Genomic DNA, 18,822 nt, shown 5'->3' on the forward strand with positions numbered 1-18,822 from the left:
TCGTCTCCCCCACCCCGGCGACCGCGTTACTCTTAGGTACAGCCCGACCGCTGGTGCATCCCCCGTCGCCAGCGGTCGGGCGCTTCCATGTCCGGGGGCATGTCCGGGAGACACTGGGCACCGGTGCGGTGACATCGAACGAGACCGCACGCACCACAAGAAGACCCCTCCCCCACCTGGAGACCCCGTGATCCGCAGGCTCGTCGACCAGGCCGCTCTCGACCTCGGCCGTGAGTACGTCCGCCACGCGCCCTGGAGCGCGGGCAAGCGGGCCCTGGTCGAGCGCCACCTCAACGCCGCCCTGCGGGACCGCCCCCTGCACCGCCTGGCCCGTACGCGCTTCGGCGCCACCTTCGCCGTCGACACCCAGGACCTCATCCAGCGGTATCTCTACCTCTTCGGCGTCTGGGAGCCCCATATGACGCGGTGGCTCCAGCGCCGGCTGAAGCCCGGGGACGTCTTCGTGGACGTCGGGGCCAACATCGGCTACTACAGCCTCCTCGCCTCCCGCCTGGTCGGGCGCGGTGGGACGGTGGTGGCGATCGAGGCCTCACCGACGTTCCACCAGCTCCTCCAGCGCCACGCCCGGCGCAACGACTCCACCAACATCCGCGCCCTCAACGCGGCCGTCTCCGACCGCGACGAGCTGCTGACCTTCATCCTCGCCAGCTCCCGCAACATGGGCGCCAACAGCGTCGTCCCCTACGACGGCCCCGCCGAGTCCACCTTCGAGATCGCGGCCCAGCCCCTGCCCGACCTCCTCACCGACGACGAGATCACCAACGCCCGGGTCATCAAGATCGACGTGGAGGGCGCGGAAGGCAGCGTGGTCCGCGGCCTCGTCCCGCTCCTCGACAAACTGCGCCCCGACGCCGAGCTGACCGTCGAGGTCACCCCCCAGCGCATGTCCGACCTGGGCGACTCCGTCGAAGACCTGCTGACCGCCCTCAAGGACCACGGCTTCCACGTCTACCGCCTGCCCAACGACTACGCGGCAGCCAGCTACCCGGACGCCCTGCGGCGCGCCCCGGAGGTCCCGGTCCGCTGGCGGGGGCCGGTCACGGAGGAAAGCGACCTGGTCTTCTCCCGGGTCGACGCGGAGACGCTGCCCTGAGTGGTCGTCGTGGTCGTCCTGGGGGCGTCTACTGGTCGTCCTGGGGCAGGTGGGACTTGGCGTCCTCGTAGGTGGCGTCGGTGGTGGACGCCGCCGGGGCGTAGACGAGGTGCAGTACACCGGTGCTGAAGGTGGCGGAGGAGAGCAGCTTCAGCGGGAGCGTGGTCTCGCTCTCGTCGAACAGCCGCATGCCCTTGCGGACGGCGATCGGGTGGACCAGCAGGTGCAGCTCGTCCAGCAGGCCGTGCGCCATGAGCTGCCGGACGACGGAGACCGAGCCGCTGAGGGCGATGTCCCCGCCCGGTTCGTTCTTCAGCGCGGTGACGGCTTCGGCGAAGTCGCCCTTGAGCTGCTCGGTGTTCCGCCAGGTGAAGCTGAGGTTCTGCCGCGACAGGACGATCTTGCGGGCGTCGCCGAGCTTCTTGGCGAAGTGGGCGTCCTCACCGCCCGCCGCCTCGCGGTCCGGCCAGGCTCCTGCGAAGCTGTCGTAGGTCTTGCGGCCGATGAGCAGGGTGTCGGCCGCGCCGAGGCTCGCGTCGACCGCGGCGCCCATCTCGTCGTTGAAGTAGGGGAAGTGCCACTGGTCGGGCGCCTCCACGACCCCGTCGAGCGAGATGAACAGACTGGCGGTGATCTTCCTCATGATGCCCCTCCGTGGATGCGGTCGGTGAGCTCTTCCTCCTCTCAGACCGAGGAGGCCGCACAAACTCATCGGTGGCGGCGGCGAGCGGGTTTTCAGCGGGTGTCTTCGTAGCGCCAGCCGTCCATGGCGGCCAGGACCCGGGCCCGCGTCTCGACCACCGCGAACCGTGCCGCGCGCTCGGCCGCGTCGGTGTGGGCGGACTGGCTGGTGACCTGGCCGGGCCACTTGCGGTAGAGCAGACCGGTCTCGGCGGTGAACCAGCCGCGGCTGACCGCGTTGAGGGCCATGAGGAGGCCGGTGTCCTCGGAGGCGGGGAGGGCCATCCAACCGCCGAGGGCGAGGAGCAGGTCCCGGCGTACGAAGAGGGTGGCGGGGTGGACCTGGGCGCGGTGGTCGTTCGCCCGCCAGAATTCGAGGACCGCGCCGCGTGCGATGGGCCCCTGCGGCGGGTCGCCCTCGAAGCCGACGGTGGAGCCGTCGGGCAGCAGGTCCAGGGCGCGGGAGGTGGCCCAGCCGAGATCGGGGTGGTCGGTGAGCGCGCGGAGGTCGCGGGCGAGGGCGCCGGGGGTGAGCATGTCATCGGCGTCCAGCACCTTGATGTACGCGCCCTCGGCCCGCGAGAGCCCCATCGTGCGCGCCATCGCGGCCCGGCCGGCCCGGCCCTGCCCGAAGCTGACGCGGGCGTCGTCGGGCACGTACGGCCGTACGGCGTCGGTCTCGCCGTCCTCCTGGATCACCCACTGCCAGTCCCAGCCGTCCGGCAGTTCCTGCTCGCACAGCGACTTGTGGGCGTCCGGCAGATGCGCGGCGCCCGGGGCGTGGACCGCGGTGATGACGGTGATGGTGTTCGGCATGGTCACCACCTCTTCAGGGGCGTGGTGAAGACGAGTTCCGTACGGTCGCCGCACAGCGTCACATCGGAGACCTCGACGACCCGATCGCCGATGTCCGTACAGATCTTCCGGAGGACGATCACCGACACTCCCTTCTTGAGGCCGAGCGCCTCGGCCTCCTCCACCGTCGGCGGCCGGGCCGTGATCCGTTCCTCTATGCGGTCCAGCTCGACGCCGATCGTGTAGAGCTGATTCTGCGTGCCGCCGGGCCAGGGCTCATGGGCGGCGTCGAGCAGGTCGGGGTTGGCGGCCACGACATCGTGGACCAGGTAGGAGTGCACGAGCGCGAACGGCGCGTCCTCCTCACGGCAGTTCGTCCGGTAGATCCGCTCCAGCAGCCGCGTGCCCACGGGGATCCCGAAGACCGACGCCAGGTCCTCGTCGGCCTTCGCGTCGCGGTACTCGGCGTGAAAGGCGAGGTCGCCGACCTCCAGCCCGGTGTCGTGCTCGGTCGACCCGGTCCGCAGCCGCTCCGCCCTGGACCGGCGGGCCCGGTCCTTCTCCCACTGGTGCCGCTCATTGCTCCGCTCGACCCGCCGACGCGGGGTCCGTACGAACGTCCCCACCCCGTGCCGCCTGTCGATCAGCCCCTCGGCCACCAGCTCCGACAGCGCCCGCTGAAGCGTCGGCACGCTCGTCCGATACCGCGCCGCGAGCTTGTCCTCGGCCGGCAGCCGCTCCCCGGGGCCTAGCTGACCTGCGCGGATGCTCTGGCGCAGGGCATCCGCGATCTGCTCGTACTTGGCCATGGGTGCTCACCGTCCCAGATTGCGCAGCCGCTGCGGACGCTTTCAGCGTAAGTCCTCAAGACGTCTTAAGGACTGAACCCGGGGCCATACCCGGGGCCGAACCCAGGGCCGAAAGGGCCACCACCCACCAATTGGCCCGCGACCGGGCACGGCGCGCCTGAGAGGCCGAGCCACCTGCCGTACCCGGGCGGCTGCCTGGCGTCCCAGTACCTCGGCACATGGGTCATAGAATCGCCAAGGCCGCCTACTCGCGGTGAAACCGCGAGTAGGCGGCTTGGGCATTGGGGGCTGAGCGGTCTCAGACCTCTTCGTCCCGAACTACGGGCGCTGCTTCAAGCGGTCGACGATCGCCCAGTCCGCCACGTGCGACAGCTGGATGTACGTCTTCTTCCCGGAACGCGAGGTCCGCTCGTCGCGGAAGCCCAGGAATTCATAGGACTCAGGGTCGAAGATGAGGTACTTGCCCTTCTCGGACGCGCGCTTGGGGTAGGAGATCCCCACCCCGGTGCGCCCGGCGGAGTCCTTCATCCCCGGGGTCGCCTTGACCCCGGGCACCAGGGCCAGCGCCTCGTACGCGGCGGGACGCAGTCCCTCGGGCAGCACCGGCCACTTCAGGAGCTCGCCGAGCATGAAGTAGGCGTCGTACCAGTCCCACGCGGTGAAGTCGTCGATCGGCTTGTCGGACGTGCCGACGCCGATGATGGCCTCGGTGAGCTTCTCCGGGTCGGTGGGCAGCTCCTTCAGCTTGCTCCACTCCCGAGGCGGCCACACGCCCTCGTTCTTCCCCAAGGGCTTCTCCCAGATCACCCGGCCGAGCTCCATGGTCAAAGATCGCTTGGAGCCGTCCACCGAGTCCCAGTTCACGTCCACATAGGTCTTGACCGCGCCGGTCTTCCGCTCCGTCTCCTTGATGATCCGCTTCCAGTAGATGAACTGGTCGTCGCGCGGCGCCACGGGCTTCTCGTGCTTACTCGCCCGCGCTGCCGCCCCGTTCAGCACCGTCACGGCGGCGACGTTGCGCATCCGCGGGGCGTTCGTGCCCGCGCGGTCGGTGCGGCCGCCCTCGTCGGCGCCGTCCTCGGTGAGCAGTACCGCCGTGCCCGTAACCGCCATGGTGACCACCGCGGCCGTCGCGAGGCGCAGCGCGTGGCGGCGGCTGGGTGCGGTGTCGGGGTGCCGCTCCGTGCGCGTCATCGTGTTGAGCAGTCGGTGGCGGGCCTGCGCTCGGGCCGGTTCGGTGAGCGGGGCCGCGTCCGCGTCCCAGTCCCGTAGGAGTTCGAGTTCGTCAGTCATGGCCGGATGCCTCTCGCAGTGTCGTCGGATCGGATCCGCCCAACGCTTCGCGTAGCTTGCTGCGAGCCCGGTGCAGCCGTGATCTGACCGTGCCGATGGGGACACCGAGGGCCTGGGCCACCTCCTCGTAGCCGAGACCGCCCCACGCCACCAGCAGCAGCACGTCCCGGTGCCGCGCGGGCAGTGCGGCCAGTGCCGCCGCCAGCTCGCGGCGTACGGCCTGTGCCCCTACCCGGGCCGCGGCCCGGTCGGCCAGCGGCTCCTCGTGGTCGGCGGGAGCCGGGATGCGGGCCAGGGCCTTGAACCGGCGGGCCTCGGCCCGCCGGTGCCGGCCGACCAGGTTGGTCGCTATGCCGAACAGCCACGGCCGGGCGTCGTTGCCCGTGGCCCTCGCGGGGTCGTACCGGTGCCGCTGCTGGAAAGCAGTGGTGAAGGTCTCCGCCATGAGGTCGTCGGCCGGTTCGCCGCCGAGCCTACGGGCCAGATAACGATGTACCGCATCCGCGTACCGGTCGAAGAGCACGGCGAATGCCTCGGGCTCATCCCGGGACCGTGCAATGACCGAGGCATCGCTCTCCGCCCCCGTGCGGACGCCTGGTTCGACGGTCATCGGGGCTCCTCTCATCCTGGGGAACGCTTCGAAGGCTTGGGCTTTCATCTCTCCTTCGCCTGTCGCCCCCGGCGAGTTCCCTCGGGGCCAGGCGCGGCTTCCGCAAGGGGCCGGGCCCAGGGCCTGTTTCGCATCTCGCGATCGTCGTGCTCGCTCATGAAGAAGCCCCCTGCCAGCGGAAATTCCGCAGGCAGGGGGCTCGTTAGCGGCGCGTTACTTCTTCTTGCCCTGGGTCTTGCCGGGGATCTTGGCGACCTGCGTTTTCCCTGGTGGCCGCCCTGATCACTCCGCTCTGAGCGGCCGTCATCGGTCGTTGTTGGGCACTGCCGAGCGGCCTCGGACGGCCCAGAGACGGCCCAGTAACGAGGGGGCCGCTTCCTTGCTAAGCCGGGCTATCGTGCCCTCGTGACAAGCGCGACGGAGCGTCCCCTTCTCTTCCTCGACGTCGATGGTCCACTCATCCCGTTCGGTTCATCGTCCTGCCACCCGCAGACCGCTGCCGCCGCCTCCCCGACGTCTCCCGATCAGGGGAACCCATTGCTGAACCGGCTCGGCCCGGGGCTCGGATCGCGTCTCATGGCCCTGGGCTGCCGTCTCGTGTGGGCGACGACCTGGATGGAGGAGGCGAACGAGGCTGTCTCCCCACGTATCGGACTGCCGAGGCTGCCCGTGGTGGAGTGGCCGACCCCCTGCGCCGACGAAAGCCCTCGCGGCCTGCACTGGAAGACCCGCCACCTTGTCGAGTGGGCCGACGGCCGGCCGTTCATCTGGGTCGATGACGAGATCAGCGCCATAGACCGCCTGTGGGTCGACGCCAGTCACCTCGGGCCATCATTGCTCCATCGCGTCGACCCAACCAAGGGCCTCGTGGACGCCGACTTCTCCGCGCTCGCCGACTGGCTCCGTTCATTCTTGCTTCCGTGAGGCCCAGTCGGCCGTTGGGGCCGCCTCGAACCCGGTCAACGTCGTGGTCGTCCTCCCCATAGAACCTTGTGTATGGCAGTTCTCAGGTTCTACTGCGCTATGGACTCTGATGCTCTACGATGTTGGTCACTTTTGACGAACCGTCAGGCGACAGGGAAATGATGGAGCAGATCGAGTTCGAATCCAACAGTAGCCGGGATATCGAGGAATCTGAGGCTCAGCTCGATTCCGAATACGAGGAAGACCCGGTCGGTTTTTGGGAAGCCAAGCAGAGAGACCTACTCACAAGCGTCCTAGATTACAACTTGCGCTCCCTGACGGACTTGGTAAAGAATAAGCAAATCGACCTCTCCCCTAATTATCAGCGTCGGAACAGGTGGAAGGACGATCGAAAGTCTCAACTGATTGAGTCTTTCTTGATGAACGTCCCGATCCCCAATATTTTTCTGAATGAAGACGCTTACGGCCACTATTCCGTCATCGACGGAAAGCAACGCCTGACCGCAATCAGCGACTTCCTCTTCGGGCGATTCGCGCTTACGGGCTTGAAGGTTTTTGGAGAAGCCAACGGTCTAAGATTTGATGAGCTGCCCACAACACTTCAAACCATCCTCGAGACGCGCGCCAACTTGCGAGCGGTTATCATTCTTCGCCAGTCCGACCCTGATATCAAATACCAGGTCTTCCAGCGCTTGAATACTGGCGGCATTCGACTTAACCCTCAGGAGATCAGAAACAGCGCCTGGCCGGGAAAGTTGAACGACATGATCCTCGAGGAGTCAATTACGAGCGAGTTTCACAAGCTGCTCGGCATTCGAGACCGAAATCGATCTGCCATTTACAGCGAGATGCGCGACGCAGAGTTCGTATTGCGCTATCTTACATTCCGAAAAAATTGGGATACTTTCGCTGGCGGAATGGGTCGCAAGCTCGATACCTTCATGGCTACTCATCATGAAATGCCTGCGGAAGAGGTGGAGGAAGCTCGGTCCCACTTTCGTGCCGCCGTCAGGAAGGCGAGGGCTGCCTTTGGCGAAAATGCCTTCCAGCGCTGGTCGCCCGAAAAGCAGTCCTGGCGTCGGCAGGTACTCGCTTCCCTGTACGACGCTGAGATTTTTGCCGTCAGTCAGTTTCCCGAGGAGACCTTGCGAGAGCACAGCGCAGAGATCATTGCAGGCGTTCAAGAACTCTTCTCGAACTCCAGATTCCGTCGGGCCGTCGACGCTGCCACTAATACCCCCAGTTACTTCCGTGATCGAATCACCATGATGCGGGACATGATCAGCGAAAAGGTTGGTTGATGTCGCGATGGGGGCGCTGGCTACATTTCACGCTGGGGCGCAGGCGGTTCAAGCGCTGATTGCTCTCGAATCTGTGTATCCGGACCCGCCTGACAGTTTGGAGCTACCCAAGGTATCTGCGCTTCGAGGTGCTTGCACGGTGCTTACTGTGGCGTCTTTCGAGAAGTTCCTCCGGGACCTGTTCGAGGAAGAACTGGACCGACTTCGCACCGCAAAGATCCCAATGGGATTGCTCCCAAAGAAGCTGCAAGTTGAAGCCTCCTTCGCTTCCCTCGAGCTTGCGCTCAAGGGTGACTTCTCCACTAAAGGAATGGACCGCGAACTGCGGTTGGCTAATGTCTTGACTACGGCAAGGCTTTTGGCTAAGGACAGCTTTGAGCCAAAGGCCCTTGCCGCAACAAACAGCAACCCTGACGCGGCTTGCGTTAAGCGGATGTTCAAAGCAGTCGGAATCTCTGAAGTATTCCAGGCCTGCAACGATGAATTCACCAAGCATTGGGGACGGCAAGAGGTTTCTGGATTCGAGAGTCAAAAACTCAACAGCATCCTCGATTCCAGGCACCAGGTGGCACATACGGCGCAGGCGATGCACATATCTAGGCTGGAACTCAGCTACAATTTGAGGTTTGTTGAGGTCCTTACACGGGTTCTCCATGCCCAGTTGAGTCAATATGTGGATGGAATAATCGCTGGCGTCCAGAGTCTGCCCGTATCTCCGTCCGGACCTTGATTACAGGTCGGTGGAGCGGGTTTGGGCGGTGGCCTGCCCGGTCTGGGGTCGGGCATGGTCAGGGGGCCGTACGCTGGTTGGCAACTCGGGCAGGCTTTGGACCTGCCCGGAATTTGAACGAGTGGCCCCCTGGCCTTGCCCGACGCGGGACCCGGACCGGGGAGGTGCCTAAAGCCGTGGAACCGACCGCCCCAGCCACGACGCACCCTGTCTCTGGCATCAGGCGGCTGATTGCTGTGCGCGCGGTACGGGCGCCGGCCGGGCTGGAGCGGGGCGGAGACAGGAGCGCAGGCCCGGCCGGGGGCCGGGCCGCGCGCGGTGAGCGGAGCGAGCCGCCTTGAACCCGTAGAGAAGGTTGTAACTCAGTGGCCGTTGGTCTGGTGTCGGGCGATCTTGTGTGTGGTGGGGCAGGTGAACTGTTCGGCGCATGCCGGAAGGCGTTGGGCCTCGCGGTGGGCAAGGGGTAGGAAGATGACCGGCCGGAGGATCCATTCGATGTGGGTGTCTTGCTGGGTGAGGGCGAACGTGGCTGCTTCGCCGTTGGTGAGGGCGTCTTCGGCTTCCTTGTGGCCGTAGGTGACCCAGTCCCATGCCTTGTGGGCTGTTTGCCGGTCGAGTGCTGAGGCGATGGTGCGCACGGTGACGCGGATCCATCGGGTGGCCTCGGTCGGGCTGTCGGTTTCGATGGAGGCGAGCAGGACCGAGCGGGGTCCTGTGGCTGGTGAACGTGTCCAGCATTCGCACCAGTAGCCGGGTCGTAGCAGGGGCCTCAGCATGTGGTGACTCCTGTCTCGGGTGCTACGAGTTGGGCGGTGACGGTGCGGCCGTGTTGGCTGCCGGTGATGTCCAGGCGGCGGGCGAGTGCCATGACGATGGTTAATCCGCGGCCGTGGGTGTCGTCCGGGTCGGCCTCCGTGGGGCTGACTTCTTCGGGGTGGCCTCCCTCGTCGGTCACGGAGATCGCGACGGTGCGGGGTGAGAGCGACAGCGTGAGCTGGAAGGTGCCGTAAGCGGTGCCGCTTGCGGTGTGAGTGAGGGCGTTGCTGCCGAGTTCGCTCACGATCAATTCGGCGTCGTCTGCGCAGGGGTGTCCGTTGAGGATGTCGCGGGTCCAGCGGCGGGCGCGGGTGACTTCTTCTCGGGATCCTGGGCACATCAGGCCCCAAACTCGCGGAGCACTCATATACTCGTCCATACAAGTTCCTTCGTGCTGGTAGGGGCTATGGGTCGTGGGTGCGTGCTAGATGAGTCGGACGCCGTCGTGGGCGCGGATGGCCGGCGGGCTGGTGTTGTCGAGTGCGTCCAGGACGCGGATCGCGTATGCCTCGTCGGCCAGCTCGGTGATCTCGTCGCGGGTGGCCCAGCGCAGTGCGCGGGTTTCCGCTCCGGTGGTCGGGGTGCCGTCGATGGCCTCGCAGCGGAAGACCATGGAGACGATCAGGCCGGTCATGTTCTTGTAGACGCCGGTGAGGGTCGCGGGAAGCGCGATCTTGATGCCGGTCTCTTCGAGGACTTCACGCTGAAGCGCGTCGGGGATGGTTTCCTCGCGTTCGAGCACGCCGCCGGGCGGTTCCCACTTACCGTTGTCGCGTCGCTTGATCAGCAGCGCACGGCCAGCGTCGTCGACGATGACTCCGGCGACGCTCACGGAGTGCGGGCGCTCATAGCTCACGTTCCTCGGCCCTCTCGGCTGGCTAGGCTCTCCACCGTAGCAATCCCGGTCAGCCGCTCGTCTAGATACCTAAAGGAGTATGTGCACATGCCTTCCCTGACTTCCGTCCTGGGTGTATTGGACCCGACGAGCGACCGGGCGGTGTTCCGGCAGATCGCTGACGCGCTGCGGGAAGCGATCGACAAGGGCCGCTTCCGGGAGGGCGACAAGCTGCCCTCGGAGACTGAGCTGGTCGATCACTTCGGCGTCTCGCGGATGACGGTCCGCAACGCCCTGTCGCTGCTCCAGCAAGAGGGCCTGGCGGTCTCCGAGCATGGCAAGGGGGTCTTCGTGCGGCCCCGGCCACCCGTGCGGCGGCTGGCGTCTGATCGGTTCGCGCGGCGGCATCGGGATCAGGGGAAGGCCGCCTTCACCGTAGAGGCGGAAGCGGCGGGCAGCCGCCCGGAGGTGGACAACCTCGAGGTGAAGGAGGAGCGGCCGTCGCCGGACATCTCCGCCCGGCTGGGCTCGCCTCGTAAGGTGCTGGCCCGGCGGCGCCGGTATTTGCTGGATGGGCGGCCGGTGGAGTTCGCCACCTCGTATCTGCCGCTCGACCTGGCGCGGAACACCCCCATCGCGCAGCCCAACCCCGGCCCCGGCGGCATCTACGCTCGGCTGGAGGAGATGGGGCACCGCCTGGACCACTTCGACGAGGAGATCCGGGCCCGGATGCCCTCCCCTGCCGAGGTACGCACGCTCCAGCTCGCCTCCGGGGTGCCAGTGATCCATCTCGTCCGGACCGCCTACGACAGCGAGGGGCGAGCGGTGGAGGTGTGCGACACCGTGATGGCCGCTGACGCGTACGTCCTCGCTTACCAGCTTCCTGCCAACTGACGCATGGCCGGGGCGTGGTGGCCCCGGGCTGCTTCTTCTGAACTCGTACACACGAAGACACATACTCGTATAGACGAGTGGGCAAGCTGTGTGGCATGGTGGTCCCCGTTCCCGCCCGTTCAGGTTCGAAGGCCGCAACTCATCTACACAAGTAGGTGGGTTGGATGCGAGATGAGGAGAAGTAGTTGCGTTCCATTCGAGTTGAGACCTCCGGTGCCACGGTCCTGCTGACCGAGGCGCCGGAGCCGAAGGTGAAGGACCGGCAGACCGGCGAGATCGCCAAGGACGCCCAGAGCGGCGAGACACTGATGCGGCTCGGCGTCGTCTACATCGACGGCGGGGAATCCTCGCTGCTTCAGGTCACCGTGCCCGAAAGCGGCGTGACGGAGGGGCTGGCCCTCGGTTCGCCGGTCACGCTGATCGGGCTGATCGCCCGGCCCTGGGACACCGTGTTCAACGGGCAGCAGCGGCACGGCATCGCCTTCCGGGCCGAGGCCATCGCCCCGGCCGCCATATCCGTCGGTGCGGGGGCCTGAATCTGATGGCTGACGTGATGACGTTGATGGAGGTGGGTGGTCCGGTCGCCGGAATGGTCGGCGGGGCTACCTACCTCCGGGTCCGGCACCCGGCCGCCTACTGGTCCACGGTCGGGATGCCCATCTCGACTGCCCGGCTGCTGGGGTCGTACGGGTCGGTGATGGATGCATGCGGGCTGACCGTTCCGCCGTCGCGGCTGCGGGCCTGGGCGGTACAGGCGTTCACCCATCGGGATGTGCGGCCGGTGCCGCCCCGTCGGGGGCTGATCCGTCCGACGTCGACCGGGCTGCGGGTCCGGCTGCGGCTCGCGCCAGGGCAGGAACCTGCCGACGTGGCCGCCTCGGCCGAACGGTTGCGGCATGCCTGGGGCGTTCACGGCGCCTACGTGGAGGAGATCAAGCCGGGTGTGGTGGAGCTGCGGCTGATCGGATTCGATGTGCTCCGGAAGGTCCGGATGCCTCGCAAGACCGGTGGCGGCTTCCTGAAGGTGCCGGTGGCGCTGCGGGAGGACGCGACGCCGTTCGTCCGGGACTACCGGGCCATCCCGCACCAGCTCACCCTGGGCGCCACGCTCTCGGGGAAGTCGATGTTCCTGCGCCACCTCATCGCCGGGCTCGCCCGGCAACCGGTCGCGCTGGTCGGTATTGACTGCAAACGGGGGGTCGAGCTGGCGCCGTTCGCTCCACGGCTCTCGGCGTTGGCCACCGATCCTGTGCAGGCGGCGGAACTGCTGCCTGTGCTGGTCGGGCTGATGGAGGACCGGTACGACCTGATCAAGGCTCGGCAGGGCATCGCCCCCAGTACCCCGGATGAGGAGATCACCTCTGACATCTGGGGGCTGCCGGAGGACGAGCGGCCGGTGCCGGTGGTGCTGCTTGTGGACGAGGTGGCCGAACTCTTCCTCGTCGCCACGCGGAAGGACGAGGAACGGCGGGACGAGATGGTCACCCAGCTCATCCGGCTCGCCCAACTCGGCCGCGCGGCAGGCATCTACCTGGAGGTCTGCGGACAGCGGTTCGGAGCCGAGCTGGGCAAGGGCGCGACGATGCTCAGGGCTCAGCTGACCGGCCGGGTCTGCCACCGCGTGAACGATGAAGCCTCCGCCAAAATGGCGCTCGGCGACATCGCCCCCGAAGCGGTCGGCGCGGCCTGCGCCATCGCCCCCGAACGGCCCGGCCTCGCGGTCGCCGGTGATACGTCCGGCGGCTGGTCCCGCATCCGTCCGCCCCATCTCTCGCTCGGCGATGCTGCGGCGGTCTGCCGCGACCATGCCCATCTCGTGCCGGACCTGCCCGCGCTGGAGCCGTTCCGGCCGGATGTACCGGCCGTTCCAGTGAGCGCTCCAACCTCGCTGCTCAAGTCGCTTCCGGCCGCCGAGTAATCAACCCACCTGACGGCTGGCGCGACCGTACCCGCGCCGTGTCCCTACCCCCGCCATGCCTGAAAGCGAAAGGGGAGTCCCTGTGTCTCGTCCCACCATCTCCGAAGTCTCCGCGCTCTTGGCCGACCTGGCCGACTTCCGTACACGCGGGGTCGGGAGTAACGCCGAGTTGATGAACCGCAAAGCGGACCTGCTGGAGCGCATCGCCGCTGCCCAGCCCAACGACGTTGAGGCCGCTGAGGTCGCCGCCGCCGCTCGCGCACGTGCCGACGAACTCACCGCAGACGGCTGACTCACTGAAAGGAGCTTCTCCCCATGCGCGCTTACCTGGCGCGGGTTGACGCGGTGCTCGTGCAAGCGGTCATCGCTGCCGCGCTGTCTTTCGCCCACCTGCATGACCTGGCCTCGGCGGCCGGACAGGACGGGTGGAAGGCGTGGGCCTATCCGGTCTCCGTTGACCTGCTGCTCGTGGCGGCCTGGAAGCGGCTCCGGTCGGGGGCGTCCAAGGCGGCGGGCTGGTGCTGGTTCGTCATCGCCCTGGCCGCGTCGCTCGGGGCGAACGTCGCCACCGCCGGACTGCTCGACCTGGCCGACGTACCGGACTGGCTGCGCATCCTCGTCGCCGGATGGCCCGCCGTCGCCTTCCTCGGCGGAACCCTCCTCGCCCACACCGCACCAACGCCCGAGACCGCGTCGGCTCCGGCCGAACTTGCCGAAGTCGTATCGGTCTCGACCGAGCCGGAAAACGCGGGGCCACCCGCCGATCCGGAGCCTGGGCCGAAACGGCCCGCGCCGCACGTTCCGGCCGCGCTCGTGAACCACGCGCGCAAGCTCGCCGACGACCACCACGCCCGTACCGGATCGCCCATCGACCCTGACACCCTGCGCGCCCGCCTCGGCGTCCCGGCGCCGTTGGCCGACGCCATCGCATCCCGCCTCTGAAGGAGTCCACCATGCTCCGCCGCTTCCGCAACGTCGCCCGTATCGGCCCGGTCCGCGTCGGCACCGCCAACGACCAGCGGGGCCGGGTGAGGCACACCGCCGTGTGCACCGCTCCCCGCTGCGACTTCTCCGCCGACTACGACACCCGCGCCGCCGCCGAGCTGGCCGCCCGCACCCACCGCTGCCCCATCCGCTGAAAGGAGAGATCGCCCATGACCGTCAGCCTGCCCCTGGTCCTCGTCCTCGGCGCCGTCGCCTGGATCGCGATCAAGTTCATGGGCGTCCGCCTGTGGGTCGCCGTCGTGATCGCGCTGTTCGGCTTCTGGCTCGCCCACACCGGCCTCGCCCCGTCCGTGGAGTCCGGTACGCGCTCCGGCGTCGACTCCGTCAACGAACAACATGACTAGACGAGTAGCCGAGAGGAGATCGCAGTGTTCCGACCGAAGTACCCCGAAGCCCCCACGCCGCCGATCGTCCACGTGCCCACCGCCGTCCCGGCGGCCCAGCACCCTCACGCCCCAGCCTGCTCCTGCCAGCACACCCCCGCGCCCGCTCCAGCCCGCCCGGCCGGGGTCTTGAGCGGGATCAACGCCGGAACGGTCGGCGCCGTGGTAACGGTCGGCATCGTCCTGACGGCTCTGCTCGCCGCCGTCGCCGTCACGGCCGTCTCCGTCGCCGTGGCCGCCGTCGTCATGCGCTCGCTCCTGGCCAGCCAGCGCCGCCGCTGATCCCACACCACACGACTGCCGGGGCGGCCTCGATACCGCCAAACATCCACCGCCCCGGCAGCCCACCCCTCCCGACCCAAGAGCCGAAAGAGGAGACCCCATCATCACCCGCACCACCCTGCCCCCGCTGCCCCAACTCGGCACCCTGGCAGCCCTCGGCACCATGCCCGCACTGCTCCGCCAACTCTCCAGCCTCGGCGGCTGCACCAACCCCATCCGCCTCGACGGCCACCGCACCGAACACCACCTCAACCAGGACACCGGCGAGATCGGCCACATCCTCCGCCACCTGGATTCCACCGACCTGCCCGCCGGGCATCTCCTGGTCCGCTGCAACAACCGCCGCGTGACCCGCTGTGCGGCCTGCGCCGAGACCTACCGCCGCGACACCTTCCACCTGATCACCGCCGGACTACGCGGCGGCAAAGGCACCCCCGAGGAGGTAGCCACGCACCCGCGCGTCTTCGCCACCTTCACCGCGCCCAGTTTCGGCCCGGTCCACAATCGGCCCACCGGCCCCGGCGGAACGGTCCGGCGCTGCCGCTGCGGCGTCCGCCACGACCAGGACGACGACGCGCTTGGCGCTCCGCTGAACCCTGACACGTACGACTACGAAGCCGCGGTGCTCTGGAACGCTCACGCCGGGCTCCTGTGGCGGCGCTTCTCGATCTACCTGAGGCGAGAGGTCGCCAAGCGGGCCGGACTCACGCAGCGGACCTTCCGCGACCACGCCCGGCTGTCCTTCGCCAAGGTCGCCGAATATCAGAAGCGCGGCGCCGTCCACTTCCACGCCGTCATCCGGCTGGACGGTCGGGAGGGAGGTGACACCCCGCCGCCGGCCTGGGCCACCACCGAGCTGCTGACCGACGCAATCCGCGCTGCCGCAGCAAAGGCAGAGGTGAAGGGGCCAGTGATCGACGGCCGGGCGCACCGCTTCGCCTTTGGCCGTGAGCTCGACGTACGGCCCATCCGTGGGCCTGAACTCGACGGCGGGACGGCTCTGACTGATCGGGCGGTCGCTGCGTACATCGCCAAGTACGCCACCAAAGGCGCCGAGACAGCGACGGGGGCCCTCGACCGGCCAATACGACTCATCGCCGAACTCGCTCAGATCGACGTCCCCGAACACACCCGCCGCCTCATCCGCACGGCCTGGGCCCTCGGAGCCCGGAAGGACCTGGAAGACCTCCGGCTGCGCGCCTGGGCTCACATGCTCGGCTTCCGGGGCCACTTCTCCACCAAATCCCGCCGCTACTCCACCACCCTCGGCGCACTCCGCGATGCCCGTGCCGCCTGGCGACGGGCCCAAGCCGCCGAGCTGGAGCAGGAAGACACCACGCTCGTCCTTGCCCACTGGGTCTACGCCGGTACCGGCCTCACTCCCGCTGAGGAATGGCTCACCGCCACCATCACCCCCGCCCCCGGAACGGAAGGAGAACCGACCCATGGCTAGCCGACGCCTCGCTGTCGCGGAAGTGGCCGCCGAGTCGCGTGCACTGCCATCGCGGTACCTCACCCCTGACGACCTGGTGGCGATGTTCGACCTGCCCAGCGTTGAGACGGTCTACCAGTGGCGCCGAAAGCGCACCGGTCCGCGCGGCTTCCGGGTCGGGCGACACCTGCGCTTCGACCCCATGGACGTCCGGGCCTGGGTCGAGTCCCTGCGGGAAGGGGCTGCCGCCTGATGGCCGGGCATGTCCAAGACCGCTGGTACAGGTCCGAGACCGGACCGGACGGGAAGGCACGCAAGGTCAAAACGGAGCGCTACGGATCGGGGCTCCGTTACCGCGCTCGTTACGTCGGTCCGGACGGCACGGAGAAGTCCAAGAGCTTCCCAGACCGGCAGAAGCGGCTTGCCGATCAGTGGCTTGCCCACGTCGAGGCGGACATGGCGCGGGGGCAGTACATCGACCCCCGCGCCGCTCGAATCACCTTTCAGCAGTACGCCGAGCGCTGGGTGGCCACTCAGGGAGCCGACCCGAACACGCAAGCCTCGATGGAGTCACAGCTGCGGTTGCACGCCTTCCCGTACCTGGGCACTCGTCCGCTCGGCTCCTTCCAGCCTGCGCATATACGGGACTGGGTGCGTCAGCTTCAGGAGAACGGCGTCCGGGGATCGTACGCGCGGACGATCTACTCCAACGTGCGTGCCGCCCTGAGCGCGGCCGTGGACGACGGGCACCTTCCCCGCAACCCGTGCGCCGCTCGCTCGGTCCGGCCGCCGACCGTCGATACGAAGCGTGTGATCCCGTGGACGTCGGAACGTCTCTTCGCCGTGCGGGCCGCCATGCCGGAGCGGTATCAGGCCATGGTCGACCTGGGCGGCGGCTGCGGGCTCCGACAGGGCGAGATCCTGGGCGTAGCCGTCGACGCGATCGACTTCGAGTCGGACACGCTCCACGTGGTCCAGCAACTGAAGCTGAGCCGCAGCAAGGCCGTGTTCGCCCCGCCCAAGGGCGGCAAGCTCCGGGACGTGCCGCTGCCCGGGCCGGTCGCGGACGCGCTCCGGGAGCACATGAAGCGGTTCCCGCCGGTCGAGATCACCTTGCCGTGGAAGGTGGCAGACGGGCCCCCGGTGACCAAGCGACTGATCTTCACCGGGCCGCGTGGTGGGCACGTCTGGCGTACGTCGCTCAACGAGGAGGCGTGGAAACCGGCACTGGCCATGGCAGGGGTCATCCCGGTGCCCGAGCGAGGTCAGCCGTACGCGGAGTCCCGCGAGAACGGCATGCACGCGCTGCGACACTTCTACGCGTCGGTGCTCCTGGACGCCGGGGAGAACATCAAGGCTCTCGCCGAGTATCTCGGCCACTCGGACCCGGGCCTGACGCTGCGCGTATACGCGCACCTCATGCCATCCAGCCAGGAGCGCACCCGTAAGGCAGTGGCGTCTGTCTTCGATCGCAGGTGACGGACCCACTCGATGGTCAACAGTTCGGCGATGGCGAAGAAGAGCAGTCTTGGCCCAGGACGAGGGCCACAAAACTTGAGGGAATTAGCGACGTCATGAGACATTGCAGTGCAACGTCTGAATAGCTCTGGGTGGCTCGCGTAGGTTTCAGGGCGCGCTCGGACGACCGAGGACCTGGATCCGGCTGCAACCAGACCCAGGCCCTCTCGCAGTCAACGAGCCCGGTCGCGTGAGAGCAGACCGGGCTCGCTGCATGTACAGCGCCCGATCCCGACCGTACTCGCGCGTGACTCGCTCATCGAGCGAACTGCATCACGCCAGTAGCGATGGCCACCAGTAGACCCGCTCCCGCAAGCCAGACCTGCCACTTCTCGGCACTGGTCCACCTACGAGGCTCGTCCTTCTCAAGGGTCACCCCTACCGCCTCCCCTTCTCCTCCAGCCGGCCCGCTTCTCGGGCCGGAGCCTTGGAACTCACGTGCTGCTAGGCGGAGTTCAGGGGGGGTCAGATGAAGCGCGATAAGCATACCGGGCACTTCGTTATTCACCGAGGCACGCGGGGACGCTTGACAGCGGCCCCGAATCCCTTTCACGGCCCAGCGACGGCCCCAATACAGAAACAAGCCCCCTACCCGCAGGAAAACCGCAGGTAGAGGGCTTGACCAGTGCTGCTTACTTCTTCTTGCCCTGGTTCTTGACCGCCTCGATGGCGGCCTTCGCGGCGTCCGGGTCGAGGTAGGTGCCGCCCGGGTTGACCGGCTTGAAGTCGGTGTCCAGTTCGTAGGAGAGCGGGATGCCCGTCGGGATGTTCACGCCCGCGATGTCGGCGTCGGAGATGCCGTCCAGGTGCTTGACCAGGGCGCGGAGGGAGTTGCCGTGGGCGGCGACCAGGACGGTGCGGCCGGTGAGGAGGTCCGGGATGATGCCGTCGAACCAGTACGGGAGCATGCGGACGACGACGTCCTTGAGGCACTCCGTCTGCGGGCGCAGCTCCGGGGGGAGGGTCGCGTAGCGCGGGTCCGCGAACTGGGAGTACTCGGCGTCGCGGTCCAGCGGGGGCGGCGGGGTGTCGTAGGAGCGGCGCCACAGCATGAACTGCTCCTCGCCGAACTCGGCGAGGGTCTGCGCCTTGTCCTTGCCCTGGAGGGCGCCGTAGTGGCGCTCGTTCAGACGCCACGAGCGGTGGACGGGGATCCAGTGGCGGTCGGCGGACTCCAGGGCGAGCTGCGCGGTGCGGATGGCGCGCTTCTGGACGGAGGTGTGGACCACGTCGGGGAGCAGGCCGGCGTCCTTCAGCAGCTCACCGCCGCGGACGGCCTCCTTCTCGCCCTTCTCGTTCAGGTTGACGTCCACCCAGCCGGTGAACAGGTTCTTCGCGTTCCACTCGCTCTCGCCGTGGCGGAGGAGGATCAGCTTGTACGGTGCGTCGGCCATGTCGTCGAGCCTACTGGACCGGCCTGAGGGGGTCGGTTGACGGACCCCGTCAATTGACTGGCGGGGCGAGGGCCGTATCGGTAAGTTG

General features: G+C 67.7%; 24 protein-coding genes. 15 read left to right on the plus strand and 9 right to left on the minus strand.

Going from position 1 to position 18,822, the window contains the following annotated elements:
• Positions 1-190: 190 nt before the first annotated feature.
• Positions 191-1,114: an FkbM family methyltransferase gene (locus tag KHP12_RS24940; protein WP_086881496.1), complete on the plus strand. Its 924-nt coding sequence runs from the start codon at positions 191-193 to the stop codon at positions 1,112-1,114.
• A 28-nt stretch (positions 1,115-1,142) separates the two neighbouring features.
• On the opposite strand, the gene KHP12_RS24945 is transcribed toward KHP12_RS24940, so the two are convergent.
• The 5 genes from KHP12_RS24945 to KHP12_RS24965 form a co-directional block, all read right to left on the minus strand.
• Complete coding sequence (locus KHP12_RS24945; RefSeq protein WP_211833803.1) at positions 1,143-1,757, minus strand: dihydrofolate reductase family protein; 615 nt, start codon at positions 1,755-1,757, stop codon at positions 1,143-1,145.
• A gap of 92 nt (positions 1,758-1,849) precedes the next feature.
• Complete coding sequence (locus KHP12_RS24950) at positions 1,850-2,611, minus strand: glycosyltransferase family 2 protein (RefSeq protein WP_086881497.1); 762 nt, start codon at positions 2,609-2,611, stop codon at positions 1,850-1,852.
• A gap of 2 nt (positions 2,612-2,613) precedes the next feature.
• Positions 2,614-3,399: a GntR family transcriptional regulator gene (locus tag KHP12_RS24955; protein ID WP_086881491.1), complete on the minus strand. Its 786-nt coding sequence runs from the start codon at positions 3,397-3,399 to the stop codon at positions 2,614-2,616.
• A gap of 318 nt (positions 3,400-3,717) precedes the next feature.
• A complete protein-coding gene (locus KHP12_RS24960; protein WP_086881492.1) occupies positions 3,718-4,692 on the minus strand; it encodes a CU044_5270 family protein in 975 nt (324 codons plus the stop codon).
• The gene (locus tag KHP12_RS24965) at positions 4,685-5,302 is read right to left on the minus strand and encodes an RNA polymerase sigma factor (protein WP_037960569.1); all 618 of its coding nucleotides are present in this window, start codon (positions 5,300-5,302) and stop codon (positions 4,685-4,687) included. Before KHP12_RS24965 ends, KHP12_RS24960 begins: the two co-directional genes overlap by 8 nt.
• 405 nt (positions 5,303-5,707) lie before the next feature.
• Here KHP12_RS24965 and KHP12_RS24970 point away from each other — a divergent pair, with 405 nt between their 5' ends.
• From KHP12_RS24970 to KHP12_RS24980, 3 genes are all read left to right on the plus strand, one after another.
• On the plus strand, positions 5,708-6,226 hold the full coding sequence (locus KHP12_RS24970) for an HAD domain-containing protein (RefSeq protein WP_211833804.1): 519 nt from the start codon (positions 5,708-5,710) through the stop codon (positions 6,224-6,226).
• Positions 6,227-6,345: 119 nt separating this feature from the next.
• A complete protein-coding gene (locus KHP12_RS24975) occupies positions 6,346-7,527 on the plus strand; it encodes a DUF262 domain-containing protein (RefSeq protein ID WP_211833805.1) in 1,182 nt (393 codons plus the stop codon).
• Between the two features lie 7 nt (positions 7,528-7,534).
• Entirely contained in the window at positions 7,535-8,257 is a 723-nt protein-coding gene (locus KHP12_RS24980; RefSeq protein ID WP_211833806.1) for a HEPN domain-containing protein, read from the plus strand.
• Positions 8,258-8,619: 362 nt separating this feature from the next.
• Here the strand turns inward: KHP12_RS24980 and KHP12_RS24985 are convergent, their stop codons facing one another.
• The 3 genes from KHP12_RS24985 to KHP12_RS24995 all read right to left on the minus strand — a co-directional run bounded on the left by KHP12_RS24985 (position 8,620) and on the right by KHP12_RS24995 (position 9,905).
• Complete coding sequence (locus KHP12_RS24985; RefSeq protein WP_211833807.1) at positions 8,620-9,033, minus strand: hypothetical protein; 414 nt, start codon at positions 9,031-9,033, stop codon at positions 8,620-8,622.
• Positions 9,027-9,413, minus strand: coding sequence for an ATP-binding protein (locus KHP12_RS24990; protein ID WP_308289506.1), 387 nt, complete (start codon positions 9,411-9,413; stop codon positions 9,027-9,029). The genes KHP12_RS24985 and KHP12_RS24990 overlap by 7 nt, the downstream gene beginning before the upstream one ends.
• 84 nt (positions 9,414-9,497) lie before the next feature.
• Positions 9,498-9,905 carry an NUDIX hydrolase gene (locus KHP12_RS24995; protein WP_102935581.1) on the minus strand — a complete coding sequence of 136 codons (408 nt, stop codon included), beginning with the start codon at positions 9,903-9,905 and terminating at the stop codon, positions 9,498-9,500.
• A 111-nt stretch (positions 9,906-10,016) separates the two neighbouring features.
• Here KHP12_RS24995 and KHP12_RS25000 point away from each other — a divergent pair, with 111 nt between their 5' ends.
• The 11 genes from KHP12_RS25000 (at position 10,017) to KHP12_RS25050 (ending at position 17,301) form a co-directional block, all read left to right on the plus strand.
• Positions 10,017-10,802 (plus strand): GntR family transcriptional regulator, encoded by a 786-nt coding sequence (locus tag KHP12_RS25000; protein WP_211833809.1) that lies wholly within the window; start codon positions 10,017-10,019, stop codon positions 10,800-10,802.
• A 185-nt stretch (positions 10,803-10,987) separates the two neighbouring features.
• Entirely contained in the window at positions 10,988-11,338 is a 351-nt protein-coding gene (locus KHP12_RS25005; RefSeq protein WP_030836282.1) for an SCO3933 family regulatory protein, read from the plus strand.
• A gap of 5 nt (positions 11,339-11,343) precedes the next feature.
• Entirely contained in the window at positions 11,344-12,720 is a 1,377-nt protein-coding gene (locus KHP12_RS25010) for an FtsK/SpoIIIE domain-containing protein (RefSeq protein WP_211833810.1), read from the plus strand.
• Between the two features lie 82 nt (positions 12,721-12,802).
• Complete coding sequence (locus KHP12_RS25015; protein WP_211833811.1) at positions 12,803-13,012, plus strand: hypothetical protein; 210 nt, start codon at positions 12,803-12,805, stop codon at positions 13,010-13,012.
• Between the two features lie 23 nt (positions 13,013-13,035).
• A complete protein-coding gene (locus KHP12_RS25020; RefSeq protein WP_211833812.1) occupies positions 13,036-13,662 on the plus strand; it encodes a DUF2637 domain-containing protein in 627 nt (208 codons plus the stop codon).
• Positions 13,663-13,673: 11 nt separating this feature from the next.
• Positions 13,674-13,859 carry a mobile element transfer protein gene (locus KHP12_RS25025; protein ID WP_211833813.1) on the plus strand — a complete coding sequence of 62 codons (186 nt, stop codon included), beginning with the start codon at positions 13,674-13,676 and terminating at the stop codon, positions 13,857-13,859.
• A 15-nt stretch (positions 13,860-13,874) separates the two neighbouring features.
• On the plus strand, positions 13,875-14,069 hold the full coding sequence (locus KHP12_RS25030) for a hypothetical protein (protein WP_020869652.1): 195 nt from the start codon (positions 13,875-13,877) through the stop codon (positions 14,067-14,069).
• Between the two features lie 24 nt (positions 14,070-14,093).
• A complete protein-coding gene (locus tag KHP12_RS25035; protein WP_211833814.1) occupies positions 14,094-14,390 on the plus strand; it encodes a hypothetical protein in 297 nt (98 codons plus the stop codon).
• A gap of 163 nt (positions 14,391-14,553) precedes the next feature.
• Complete coding sequence (locus tag KHP12_RS25040; protein WP_211833815.1) at positions 14,554-15,843, plus strand: replication initiator; 1,290 nt, start codon at positions 14,554-14,556, stop codon at positions 15,841-15,843.
• On the plus strand, positions 15,836-16,075 hold the full coding sequence (locus KHP12_RS25045; RefSeq protein WP_211833816.1) for a helix-turn-helix domain-containing protein: 240 nt from the start codon (positions 15,836-15,838) through the stop codon (positions 16,073-16,075). Before KHP12_RS25040 ends, KHP12_RS25045 begins: the two co-directional genes overlap by 8 nt.
• Positions 16,075-17,301, plus strand: coding sequence for a tyrosine-type recombinase/integrase (locus tag KHP12_RS25050; RefSeq protein ID WP_211833817.1), 1,227 nt, complete (start codon positions 16,075-16,077; stop codon positions 17,299-17,301). The genes KHP12_RS25045 and KHP12_RS25050 overlap by 1 nt, the downstream gene beginning before the upstream one ends.
• A 671-nt stretch (positions 17,302-17,972) precedes the next feature.
• Here the strand turns inward: KHP12_RS25050 and KHP12_RS25055 are convergent.
• Positions 17,973-18,734 (minus strand): phosphoglyceromutase, encoded by a 762-nt coding sequence (locus KHP12_RS25055; protein WP_086881493.1) that lies wholly within the window; start codon positions 18,732-18,734, stop codon positions 17,973-17,975.
• Positions 18,735-18,822: the final 88 nt, after the last annotated feature.

Source organism: Streptomyces asiaticus (assembly GCF_018138715.1).
Lineage (GTDB): Bacteria > Actinomycetota > Actinomycetes > Streptomycetales > Streptomycetaceae > Streptomyces > Streptomyces asiaticus.

Coding starts and splice junctions, on each gene's coding strand:
- KHP12_RS24945 (WP_211833803.1), bottom strand. CDS start 1,757: ATGAGGAAGATCACCGCCAGTCTGTTCATCTCGCTCGACGGGGTCGTG.
- KHP12_RS24950 (WP_086881497.1), bottom strand. CDS start 2,611: ATGCCGAACACCATCACCGTCATCACCGCGGTCCACGCCCCGGGCGCC.
- KHP12_RS24955 (WP_086881491.1), bottom strand. CDS start 3,399: ATGGCCAAGTACGAGCAGATCGCGGATGCCCTGCGCCAGAGCATCCGC.
- KHP12_RS24960 (WP_086881492.1), bottom strand. CDS start 4,692: ATGACTGACGAACTCGAACTCCTACGGGACTGGGACGCGGACGCGGCC.
- KHP12_RS24965 (WP_037960569.1), bottom strand. CDS start 5,302: ATGACCGTCGAACCAGGCGTCCGCACGGGGGCGGAGAGCGATGCCTCG.
- KHP12_RS24975 (WP_211833805.1), top strand. CDS start 6,346: ATGTTGGTCACTTTTGACGAACCGTCAGGCGACAGGGAAATGATGGAG.
- KHP12_RS24980 (WP_211833806.1), top strand. CDS start 7,535: ATGGGGGCGCTGGCTACATTTCACGCTGGGGCGCAGGCGGTTCAAGCG.
- KHP12_RS24985 (WP_211833807.1), bottom strand. CDS start 9,033: ATGCTGAGGCCCCTGCTACGACCCGGCTACTGGTGCGAATGCTGGACA.
- KHP12_RS24990 (WP_308289506.1), bottom strand. CDS start 9,413: ATGTGCCCAGGATCCCGAGAAGAAGTCACCCGCGCCCGCCGCTGGACC.
- KHP12_RS25000 (WP_211833809.1), top strand. CDS start 10,017: ATGCCTTCCCTGACTTCCGTCCTGGGTGTATTGGACCCGACGAGCGAC.
- KHP12_RS25010 (WP_211833810.1), top strand. CDS start 11,344: ATGGCTGACGTGATGACGTTGATGGAGGTGGGTGGTCCGGTCGCCGGA.
- KHP12_RS25020 (WP_211833812.1), top strand. CDS start 13,036: ATGCGCGCTTACCTGGCGCGGGTTGACGCGGTGCTCGTGCAAGCGGTC.
- KHP12_RS25025 (WP_211833813.1), top strand. CDS start 13,674: ATGCTCCGCCGCTTCCGCAACGTCGCCCGTATCGGCCCGGTCCGCGTC.
- KHP12_RS25030 (WP_020869652.1), top strand. CDS start 13,875: ATGACCGTCAGCCTGCCCCTGGTCCTCGTCCTCGGCGCCGTCGCCTGG.
- KHP12_RS25040 (WP_211833815.1), top strand. CDS start 14,554: ATGCCCGCACTGCTCCGCCAACTCTCCAGCCTCGGCGGCTGCACCAAC.
- KHP12_RS25045 (WP_211833816.1), top strand. CDS start 15,836: ATGGCTAGCCGACGCCTCGCTGTCGCGGAAGTGGCCGCCGAGTCGCGT.
- KHP12_RS25050 (WP_211833817.1), top strand. CDS start 16,075: ATGGCCGGGCATGTCCAAGACCGCTGGTACAGGTCCGAGACCGGACCG.
- KHP12_RS25055 (WP_086881493.1), bottom strand. CDS start 18,734: ATGGCCGACGCACCGTACAAGCTGATCCTCCTCCGCCACGGCGAGAGC.